The sequence below is a fragment of the Dyadobacter sp. genome, assembly GCF_051859145.1.
Classification (GTDB): domain Bacteria; phylum Bacteroidota; class Bacteroidia; order Cytophagales; family Spirosomataceae; genus Dyadobacter.
The window spans coordinates 1-2,611 of sequence record NZ_JBHYGF010000483.1 but is presented as its reverse complement, the minus strand read 5'-3'; the positions used below and the strand labels follow the sequence as shown (position 1 = coordinate 2,611).

At 48.9% G+C, this 2,611-nt stretch carries 2 protein-coding genes; both read right to left on the bottom strand.

Features of this window, described 5'->3' with window-relative positions:
• Positions 1 to 115 precede the first annotated feature (115 nt).
• Positions 116 to 1,558 carry a TolC family protein gene (locus ACTIE6_RS22460; RefSeq protein ID WP_439558760.1) on the bottom strand — a complete coding sequence of 481 codons (1,443 nt, stop codon included), beginning with the start codon at positions 1,556 to 1,558 and terminating at the stop codon, positions 116 to 118.
• 8 nt (positions 1,559 to 1,566) lie between these two features.
• The coding region (locus tag ACTIE6_RS22455; protein ID WP_439558759.1) for an efflux RND transporter periplasmic adaptor subunit at positions 1,567 to 2,611 on the bottom strand (1,045 nt) is incomplete at its 5' end.

The following is a 2,611-nucleotide window of genomic DNA, read 5'->3' as shown; positions in this document are numbered from 1 at the left end:
ACTTCACTACTTTCGGACGGTCATGCTGCATAAATCTCCCTGTGGTTAAGGTCAACCTATTTCAGGACGTGACATCCTTCGTCCCTTTCCTCCTTCCTCCCTTTCCTCCCTTCTCCTAATAAACTATCTTAACCTTTTTCTCGAAATCATATAATGTTAATAAACGCAAACTGTAATACGATTGCCAGTAGTCTCGCAATGCCAGTACGTAATCTCTTCTGGCGATGTCTTTTTCCTGGGTTGCTATGCCGAGGTCGGTTACGCTCAGGTCGCTGAGGATGAATCTTTCCTTTGCGATCTGGTATCTTTCGGCGGCAATGCCGTCGGCGGTGCGGGTGAGTTTTACCTGCTTTTGAAGCATTTGCAAAAGGGTTACCTGCGTAAATATTTCCTGTTCGAAGGTCAACTTTTCCTGCTCTACCGATTGCCGTGCAAACTCCTGGTTGGTACGTGCAACTTCCGTCCGCGCTTTGTTTCGTCCCCACGTCATTATCGGTAATACCAGCTGCAATTCGACAAACTCCCGGTCCTGCGGACTGATGTACACGTCACCTGGTACCCTGCCCTGGTTCGATAAACCGAAAGTAGCCACCAGCGACGCATTCAGCCCATTATCCTTCCGGGCAGACTGCACGTCACGCTCGGCTTCCAAAAGCTTCCTTTTAAACCCAATCGCTGCGGAGCGGTTTGCAAAAGCTTCGTCGAGTGCAACCTGGGTATCTATTTCAAACTCTTTTGTTTCAAGCGGGATACCTAATGCAATTGCGCGCTCGTCCCGCAGACCCATAAACAATTTCAGTTTTAATGAAGCTACTGCCGCGGACTGCTGGGCCGAAGCCAGGTCTTTTTGCGCCGTGAGCAATCCCATCTGGAGTTGAAGAAGGTCATTTTGCGAGATTTTACCCAATTCCAGTTTATGCTGCGCTATTTTGTACAAAGTGTCATTATTGCTCCTGTTCTTCTCGGCAATATGCAAGTTGACCTGCGCGACCAGCAGCTCAAAATAATAGCCCGTAGCATCAAGCGCAATCTGCTCCATGGACTGTACAAACTGCTGGTTACCCTCCTGGTATTTCAGTGGCTGAATCTTCCTGTCCCATTTCAAGGGATTGAATTTGAAAAGCGGCTGTTCGATACCAATTTCGAAAGGTACCCCATTGTACCGGGTTGTATTTCTTGCAAAATCATCAAAACGCTGCATTTGCTGCTGCACGTAAACCTTGCCTCCGGTGAGCGCAATGCTCTGGCTGAGCGATAATCCCAGCAATGCATTGTTGTTTGACACCGGCTGAAACAGGATCGTACCATCCGGCTGCACCACTTCTATATAACTTCTCGTAAATCCCGGAACCGTGCCGCTGAGACCTAGCTGCGGCTTGTAATCAGCCAGGAAGGAACGGTACTGCCAATAGTTCGTTTTCTTCTGGGTAGCCGCCTGCTTGGCAGCAATGGAATTCTCACGCGCAAGGTCCACAACGTCGGAGAGTGTGAGCTGCTGCACCTGTCCGTACGTGGAGAAAGCCAGTAGCGTAAATATGAGTTGGAAGAAGTTTTTCATCGCCGCGCTCATTGAATGGTAATTTCTTCCAGATGTTCATACGCATTCAGATCGGTAAGAATTACCTTTTCTCCCGCTTTCAATCCACTCTTGATTTCTACAAAATCAAAATTGGACAAACCCAGCTCCACGTCCCGGCGGTAAGCGACACCATTTTGCAGTACGAATACGTGCTGCTTTCTCTTACCGGTAAATGCAGGACCGTTGGCTACCCGAAGCGTATTGCTGCTTTTGTTCGTCACTACGTATACCTCCACTTTCATATTGGGCCTGAGCGATTCATTGCTTGCATTTTCCAGCTGAATTGTAAACCCGATCACCCCGTCTTTCACAGAAGGCTTCACCTGCGTGATCATGCAGCGCATTTCAGCTTCATTGATCCTGATAATTACAGGTAAGCCCGTCTTCACCTGATCTGCATATACGTCGGAGCAACTACCTTCTACCCGGAAGCTGCCGAGATCAGCAACTTTGGCGAGCATTTCACCTTCATTTACCGACGAGCCAATGTTTTCGTTTACCCAGGTAAGTACCCCTTTCCGGTCGGCCAGGATATCGGCCATTTTCAGCTTATGTTGCAGCTCTTTCAGGTTTTTTCCTTCAATCTGCGCACCCAGCTCGGTTTCTTTCAGGCTGGCGCCCATAGACTCGCGGTTGTAGCGGAGCTCGTTTTCCAGGAGGCTTTTTTCAAGCTCGGCTATTTTCAATGCATTTTCTGCACGGGTAACGTCTTCAAAAGTGCCGCCTCCTACTTTCTGCAGACGCTTTGCATCTTCAAAGTCGGCACGCAGTTTGTTGATGTTCAATGATTTGATCCGATCGTTGATTTCCGCATCGTACAGATCTTTGTTCAGCTTCATTTTAAGCTGATCGATCCCGTTGCGTTTCAATGCAAGCTGGTCCTGGTAGCGCTCGAACTCGATCTCTGTCAGTGATTTGTCAAGTTCAACCAGCGCCTGCCCCGGTCGAACCTGGGTGCCAGGCGTGATCAGGATGCGCTTGATACTAGCCCGGATCGGACTGGTGAAAATCTGTTCGTAGGCAGGAATGATC